At 63.5% G+C, this 7,358-nt stretch carries 6 protein-coding genes; 3 read left to right on the plus strand and 3 right to left on the minus strand.

The window, feature by feature from the left end; all coding sequences use genetic code 11:
• From AB5Y92_RS08135 to AB5Y92_RS08145, 3 genes are all read left to right on the plus strand, one after another.
• The coding region (locus tag AB5Y92_RS08135) for a FecCD family ABC transporter permease (protein ID WP_368226410.1) at positions 1-857 on the plus strand (857 nt) is incomplete at its 5' end.
• Complete coding sequence (locus AB5Y92_RS08140; protein WP_368226411.1) at positions 857-1,660, plus strand: ABC transporter ATP-binding protein; 804 nt, start codon at positions 857-859, stop codon at positions 1,658-1,660. The genes AB5Y92_RS08135 and AB5Y92_RS08140, both read left to right, overlap by 1 nt.
• Positions 1,661-1,743: 83 nt before the next feature.
• On the plus strand, positions 1,744-2,661 hold the full coding sequence (locus tag AB5Y92_RS08145) for an ABC transporter substrate-binding protein (protein WP_368226418.1): 918 nt from the start codon (positions 1,744-1,746) through the stop codon (positions 2,659-2,661).
• A gap of 118 nt (positions 2,662-2,779) precedes the next feature.
• Here AB5Y92_RS08145 and AB5Y92_RS08150 read toward each other — a convergent pair whose 3' ends face one another.
• The 3 genes from AB5Y92_RS08150 to AB5Y92_RS08160 form a co-directional block, all read right to left on the minus strand.
• Entirely contained in the window at positions 2,780-3,133 is a 354-nt protein-coding gene (locus tag AB5Y92_RS08150) for a copper-binding protein (RefSeq protein WP_368226413.1), read from the minus strand.
• A 44-nt stretch (positions 3,134-3,177) separates the two neighbouring features.
• Positions 3,178-6,306 carry an efflux RND transporter permease subunit gene (locus AB5Y92_RS08155; RefSeq protein ID WP_368226415.1) on the minus strand — a complete coding sequence of 1,043 codons (3,129 nt, stop codon included), beginning with the start codon at positions 6,304-6,306 and terminating at the stop codon, positions 3,178-3,180.
• Positions 6,307-6,379: 73 nt separating this feature from the next.
• The coding region (locus AB5Y92_RS08160; protein WP_368226417.1) for an efflux RND transporter periplasmic adaptor subunit at positions 6,380-7,358 on the minus strand (979 nt) is incomplete at its 5' end.

Here is a 7,358-nt window from a genome sequence, read left to right on the forward strand (position 1 = left end):
AGGGGACGCGGCTTGAGCAGCTCACCCTGTTCAAGATCCGGCTGCCGCGCATCCTTGGGGTCGTGGTGGCGGGGGCGGCCATGGGGCTCTCCGGCTGTCTGGTGCAAACTCTGGTGCGCAACCGGCTGGCCACACCCGACATGGTGGGGGTCAACAACGGCGCCTCTCTGGCCATCATCGTCTTCTCCCTCTACCTGACCGTGGGCAGCTGGCCCTGGTGGGCGGCCCCCATCGGCGCCATCTTCGCGGCGCTGGTGCTCTATGCCCTCTGCCGCAAACCGGGTGAGCAGGGCTATCTGTTCGTGGTGATCGGTATCGGCCTCTCCGAGCTGTTCGAGGCGCTCGGCCAGTTTGTGATGTCCACCCAGGCTTTGCTGCACTTGAGCTCCCTCTATCTGTGGAACATGGGCAGCTTTATCGCCGTGGGTTACAGCACTATCACCCCGATTGCCATCCTGTTGCTGCTACTCTGCCCGTGGATCGTCTATCTCTCCCGCTCGCTGGCGGTGCTGCGCTTTGGCCCCGAGATGGCCAGAGGGCTTGGCGTCAACGGCGATCGGGTGCAACTGGGCATTCTAGCCCAGGCCATTCTGGTGGCGGCGCTCGGCACCGCCATCGGCGGGCCCGTGGTCTTTATCGCCATGGCGGCCCCCATTCTTGCCTCCTGGCTGGTAAAAGACCGGGTGGTGCCGCTCTGGCTGGCTGCGCTTAGCGGCGCCCTGCTGCTGCTTGCCAGCGATACCCTGGTCCGGGTGCTGGCCAGCCCCCACGAGGTGGCGACCGGTATCATGACCCGCATTCTCGGCGGCCTGTTGCTGCTGTTTCTTCTTGTTAACGATCGCCAGAGGGCTGACTGATGACGCTCACCGTAAATCGCCTCCATTTCGCCTATCAGCAGACCCCCATTTTGCGGGATATCTCCTTCAGCGTGCCGAGGGGCAAGCTGGTGGGGATCGTCGGCCCCAATGGCTGCGGCAAATCGACCCTGCTCAAGCTGTTATCCGGCCAGATGAAAGCCCAACGCGGCGAGATCCTGCTCAAAGGCAAGCCGCTCGCCAGCTACCCCATGAAGGGGCTGGCGCGGGAGCTCGCCTATCTGCCCCAGCGGCCGACCCTGCCTGCCGGCATTCTGGTGGAGCAGCTGGTGCAGTATGGCCGCCACCCTCATCAAGGCTGGTTCAATCAGTGGGGTGAGGAGGATGCCAGCATGGTGCGCAGCGCCTGCGAGCGGATGCAGCTTGAAAGCATCTGGCAGCAGAGCGCCGCGTCCCTCTCCGGCGGGCAGGCGCAGCGGGCCTGGCTTGCGATGATCCTGGCGCAGGACAGCGACATGGTGCTGCTCGACGAGCCCACCAGCGCCCTCGATATCGGTCACCAGACCGAGGTGATGGAGGCGATCCATCGCATCACTGCCGAGGGCAAAACCGTGCTGCTGGTGATCCACGATCTGGCGATGGCGGCCCGCTACTGTGACGAGCTGATCGCCATCGGCGAGGGGACCATTGCCGCCATGGGCCCGGCCCGGGAGGTGGTGACCAAATCCCTTATCGACCAGCTCTACCAGACCAGTGTCGACATTCTGCATGCCCCCGGCGACGGGGCGCCCATTATCGTGCCCCGTCGCCACGAACATGGCCGCACCCTGCGTTCGGCGAGTTGAGTCATATGGGCCTGTTCTGTGGGCCCAATGAGTATATTCACGCGGCCGATTATCCGGGCCGTGCAACGAGAAGGAGTGAGATGATGAAGCGTTTTGCCGCCCTGGCAGCAGCCATCCTGATGCTGGCCGCGCCGCTGGTTCAGGCGCAGGAGATGCGTGAAGTGACCGATGCGTTTGGCCAGAAGGTGCAGGTGCCAGTCCAGCCAACGCGGGTGGTGGTGCTGAGCGAGCTCGAACTCGACAGCACCCTGACCCTGGGGCTGACCCCCATCGGCGCCGTCAATGGCCGTGGTCAACCCACCTTGCCCCGCTATTTGCTGAACAAGGCGGGCATGGGGATCCAGGTGATCGGTGATCTCGACAGCCCCAATCTGGAGTCGCTGATTGCGCTGGAGCCCGACCTTATCCTGACTGGCCAGACCCGTCCCGAGCTGCTGACCTTGCTGGGGGAGATCGCGCCGACCGTGGTGACCAGCAAGTGGGGTGAGCCGTGGCAGGATAGCTTCCGCCGCACCGCCCACACCCTTAACCGCGACCAGCAAGGGGATACTTTCTTGCTGCAGTATGCTGAGCGGTTGACTCAGGCCCGCAGCAAGCTGGCCAAGCATCAGGGGGAGAGCATCAGCATAGTGCGCTGGAATCCCAAGGGGCCGAGCTTTATGTATCAGGGCACCTTTGCCAGCAGCGTAGTGGAGTCGATGGGACTGGTGCGTCCGGACAAACAACAGGGGGCTGGCGCGCCCCACTCACCGGCGCTGAGTCTGGAGTCCCTCAACCTGCTGGATGCTGACTGGCTGGTGGTCGGCACTCTGAGCGCCAGCGGTGATGCGGTGGATGCCATGCGTCAGGCGGAGCAGACCCCGGCGTTCCAGCAACTGCCGGTGATCAAGGCCAAGCGCTTTGGCGCCGTTGACGGGTCGCTCTGGACCTCCAGCGGCGGCCCGCAGGCGGCCCTTAAGGTGATCGAGGATGTGGAGCAGTTGCTGGCAACCCGCAGCTGAGTGCCATGCGCACCAGAGGTTGATCCAACGAACAGGTTGAGCAAAAGAAGAGGGAGGCTGATGCCTCCCTCTTGCGTTGTCACTGTCTATCGTGGCCTTTTCGGCGAGCCAGAGCCGTTTATTGCGGCTGGATGGCTGTCACTGTGAGCTTGCCGCTCTGGCTTTCGGCATGAAAGTGGATGGCATCCCCCACCTTCAGCCCCTTGAGCTGGGCCGGATCTGCCACTCGAAAGACCATGGTCATGGGGGGCATCTTGAGATTCTCGAGCGCCTCGTGCTTGATGCCGACCTTGCCGCTCCCCTCATCGAGGCGGGTAATGACCCCCTTGGTCATCACCATTGCGCCCTGTTCGCTCATCTCACCCGTCTGGCTCATCTCGTGCCCTTCATGGTGTATCATCTCTTCGGCTTGCAGGTTGGTCTGGGTGGCAAGGCCAAGCAGCAATGTCAGGGTCAGCGTCTTGTAGTTCATGATGGTTTCCTCATCGTTCAGTCAATATGGATCGTGAAATCGGGTTATTCGGATTGCGGGTTCGCGCCCTTGCCAAGGCTGCGACTGCGCCACAGGTAATAGGCCGCTGGCAGCACCAGCAGGGTCAGCACCAGCGCGCTCACCATGCCGCCGATCATGGGGGCGGCGATGCGCTGCATCACCTCGGATCCGGTGCCGTGGCTCCACATGATGGGCAAGAGGCCAGCGATGATGGTGACCACCGTCATCATCTTGGGGCGCAGGCGCAGGGCGGCGCCGTGGATCACCGTCCGGTGCAGCCCCGCCTTGTCCGGTTTGCCGCAGGCCACGAGGTCATCCCAGGCATGGTTGAGGTAGACCAGCATCAGGACGCCGGTCTCGACCGCCACCCCGGCCAGAGCGATAAAGCCCACCCCGACCGCCACCGAGAGGTTGAAGTCGAGCAGCCAGAGGGTCCAGATCCCCCCCACCACCGCCAGCGGCAAGGTGGTGAGAATGAGCAGTACCTCCTGAACGCGACGAAACGCCAGATAGAGCAGCAGCACGATAATGGCTACCGTGAGTGGCACCACGTAGGCGAGGCGCGCCTTGGCCCGCTCCATGTACTCGTATTGGCCGGACCAGGTGAGGGCGTAGCCCGCCGGCAGCACCAGCTGCTTGCCTACCTCTGCCTTGGCCTCAGTTACAAAAGAGCCGATATCGCGGCCGCGAATATCGACGTAGACCCAGCCGTTGAGCCGCGCGTTTTCACTGCGCAGCATGGGAGCCTCGTCGCTGATGTAGACCCGGGCCACATCCGCCAGCGCGATGCGCGCGCCGCTCGGAGTGACCACTGGCAGCAGCTCGAGGCTGGCTACCGAGTCGCGATAGCTCTGGGGGTAGCGCAGGTTGATGGGGTAACGCTCGCGCCCTTCGATGGTCTGGCCCACCTCCATGCCGCCCACCGCGGTGGCGAGCACCGCCTGTACGTCGGCAATGTTGAGGCCGTAGCGGGCCGCTTTCAGCCGGTCGATATCCACCTTGACGTAGCGGCCACCGGCGACCCGCTCGGCGTAGACCGATGAGGCGCCCTCCACCTTGCCGACTACTTGCTCAAGCTGCTGGCCGAGCTGCTGGATCACCTTGAGATCCGGCCCCGCTATCTTGATTCCCACCGGGGTCTTGATGCCGGTGGCCAGCATGTCGATGCGGGTCTTGATGGGGGGCACCCAGGCGTTGGTGAGGCCGGGGAAGCGGATGAGGGAGTCGAGCTCCTCTTTCAGCTTCTCCGGGGTCATGCCGGGACGCCACTGGTCGCGTGGCTTGAGCTGGATGCTGGTCTCCATCATCACCAGATCGGCGGGGTCGGTGGCCGATTCGGCGCGCCCTGCCTTGCCGAACACGTTCTGTACCTCGGGCACGGTACGAATGAGCTTGTCGGTCTGCTGCAAAATCTCCCGCGCCTTGCCCACCGAGATATTAGTCGCGGTGGTGGGCATATACATGATGTCCCCCTCATCGAGCGGCGGAATGAACTCGGAGCCCAGGTACTTGAGCGGCCAGAAGCCCGCCACCGTCACCACGGCGGCGATGGCCAGGGTGGTTTTCGGACGGGCCAGCACGGCTTTGAGCAGTGGCACATAGCCCTGGCTTAGCCAGCGGTTGAGCGGGTTGGCCTGCTCCGCCAGCACCTTGCCACGGATGAAGTACCCCATCATTACTGGAACGAGCGTGATGGCGAGCCCGGCCGCGGCGGCCATGGCGTAGGTTTTGGTGTAGGCGAGCGGGTGGAACATCCGCCCCTCCTGTGCCTCCAGCGCGAACACCGGCAAGAAGCTGATGGTGATGATCAGCAGGGAGAAGAAGATGGCGGGTCCCACCTCGATGCTCGCCTCGGTGATGATGCGCCAGCGGTTCTTGTCGGTGAGCGCCTCCCGCTCCATGTGCTTGTGGACGTTCTCGATCATCACGATGGCGCCATCCACCATGGCGCCGATGGCGATGGCGATGCCCCCCAGCGACATGATGTTGGCGTTGATCCCCTGCAGGTGCATCACGATAAAGGCGGTCAGGATGGCGATGGGCAAGGAGATGACCACCACCAGCGACGAGCGCAGGTGGAACAGGAAGGCGAGGCAGACCAGCACCACCACCGCGAACTCCTCCAGCAGCTTGCCGGAGAGGTTGTCGATGGCGCGCTGGATAAGATCGGATCGGTCGTAGACGGTGACGACCTCCACCCCCTCCGGCAGGCTGCTTTTCAGCTGGGCGAGCCGCGCCTTGACCCCGTCGATGGTGTGCTGGGCATTCTCGCCGTAGCGCATGACGATGATGCCGCCCACCACTTCCCCTTCACCGTTGAGCTCGGCCAGGCCGCGCCGGCTCTGGGGGCCGGTGACCACATCCGCCACGTCACCCAGCAGCAGCGGGGCGCCGCGCACATTGGTACCGAGCGGGATCTGCTTCAGATCCTCCACGCTTTTCAGATAGCCGTTGGAGCGCACCATGTACTCCGCTTCCGCCATCTCGATGACGGAGGCGCCGGTCTCCTGATTGCCCTGCTTGATGGCGGTCTCGATAAGGGAGAGCGGGATGCCGTAGGCGCGCAGTTTGTCCGGATCGACCCGCACCTGATACTGGCGCACCATGCCGCCCACGGTGGCGACTTCGGAGACCCCGTCCACCGTCTGCAGCTCGTACTTGAGGAACCAGTTCTGCAGCGAGGTGAGCTGGCTGAGGTCATGCTTGCCGGTTTTGTCCACCAGCGCGTACTGATAGACCCAGCCCACCCCGGTGGCATCGGGGCCGAGCTGGGGACGGGCGGAGGCGGGCAGGTTGGGCGCAACCTGGCTCAAATACTCCAGCACCCGGGCGCGGGCCCAGTAGAGGTCGGTGTTGTCGTCAAACAACACATAGACGAAGGAGTCGCCGAAGAAGGAGTAGCCGCGCACCGTGGTTGCCCCCGGCACCGCCAGCATGGCGGTGGTGAGCGGGTAGGTCACCTGATCCTCAACTACTTGGGGCGCCTGGCCCGGATAGGAGGTCTTGATGATCACCTGCACGTCGGAGAGATCCGGCAGGGCGTCCACCGGGGTCTGTTTGACCGACCAGAGCCCCCAGGCGGTGAGCATGAGGGTCAATAGCAGCACCAGAAAGCGGTTGCCGATGGACCAGCGAATAATCGACGGGATCATGGTTTTGCTCCTTGCTCATTTTGTGCAGAGAGCTGAGCCTGTTTGTTGGCAACGTAGCGAATGATGGAAGGGATCATGACTTCTTCTCCATCTCGGGCATCGCCATCTGATGCTGGCTATGGTCCATGTCTTCCATCCTGTCCATCTCATCCGTTGCGGGCTTGGCGTGGCTGTCAGTAGCGGGTGCCTTCTCCTGATGGATATTGGTGATGCGGTACTCATCCCCCTCCTGCATCACCTGCAGGTGCAGGGTCTGCCCCTCGGCCAGCTTGCTGATATCGACCCCGTCGGCGACGGCGAACTCCATCTCCATGGCGGGCCACTGCCACTCGGGGATGGGCTGGTGGGAGACCATCAGGGTGCGGTTGGCCAGATCGATGCTTTCAACCTCGCCCTGGGTCCACACCTGAGCGGGGCGTACCGCCGTCATACGCTGAAAGTCGGAATCGATGGCCGATTCCGAGTCGAGCAGGAACTGGGCCGAGCTGACGATGTTATCCCCAGCCTCTACCCCTGCCTTGATGGCCACCTTGTCGCCAAACTGGGGGCCCAGGGTGACAGCGACCGATTTGAAGCTGCCATCCCCCAGCGCCAGCACCAGCCGGTCCTGGCTGCCGGTGCGGATCACAGCTTCGCTCGGCACTACCAATTGTGGCTCTCCCTTGCCCTCCTGAATCGTCACCTTGGCGAACATATTGGGTTTCAGGAACTCGTCCGGGTTGGCAAAGCGCAGCCGTACCTTGATGGTGCGGGTGGTGGCATCCAGAGTCGGGTAGAGGTAATCGACCCGGCCCTGCCAGTGGCGGCCGGGGGCATAGTCGAGGGTCATGGTGACCGGATCGCCCACCTTCAGCTGGGCCGCCTGGCGCTCGAATACCTCGGCACTCACCCACACCTGCTTGAGGGTGCTGATGTTAAAGAGCGCCGCTGCGGGCTCCACATACTGGCCTTCGCGCACCTTCAGCTCGGAGACATAGCCGCTGCTGGGGGCATAGATACGCACAGTCTCCTGCACCTGACGGGTGCGCTTGAGGGCGGCAATCTGATCTGCC

The organism is Aeromonas sp. R1-1 (assembly GCF_040908495.1).
Classification (GTDB): Bacteria; Pseudomonadota; Gammaproteobacteria; order Enterobacterales; family Aeromonadaceae; genus Aeromonas; species Aeromonas veronii.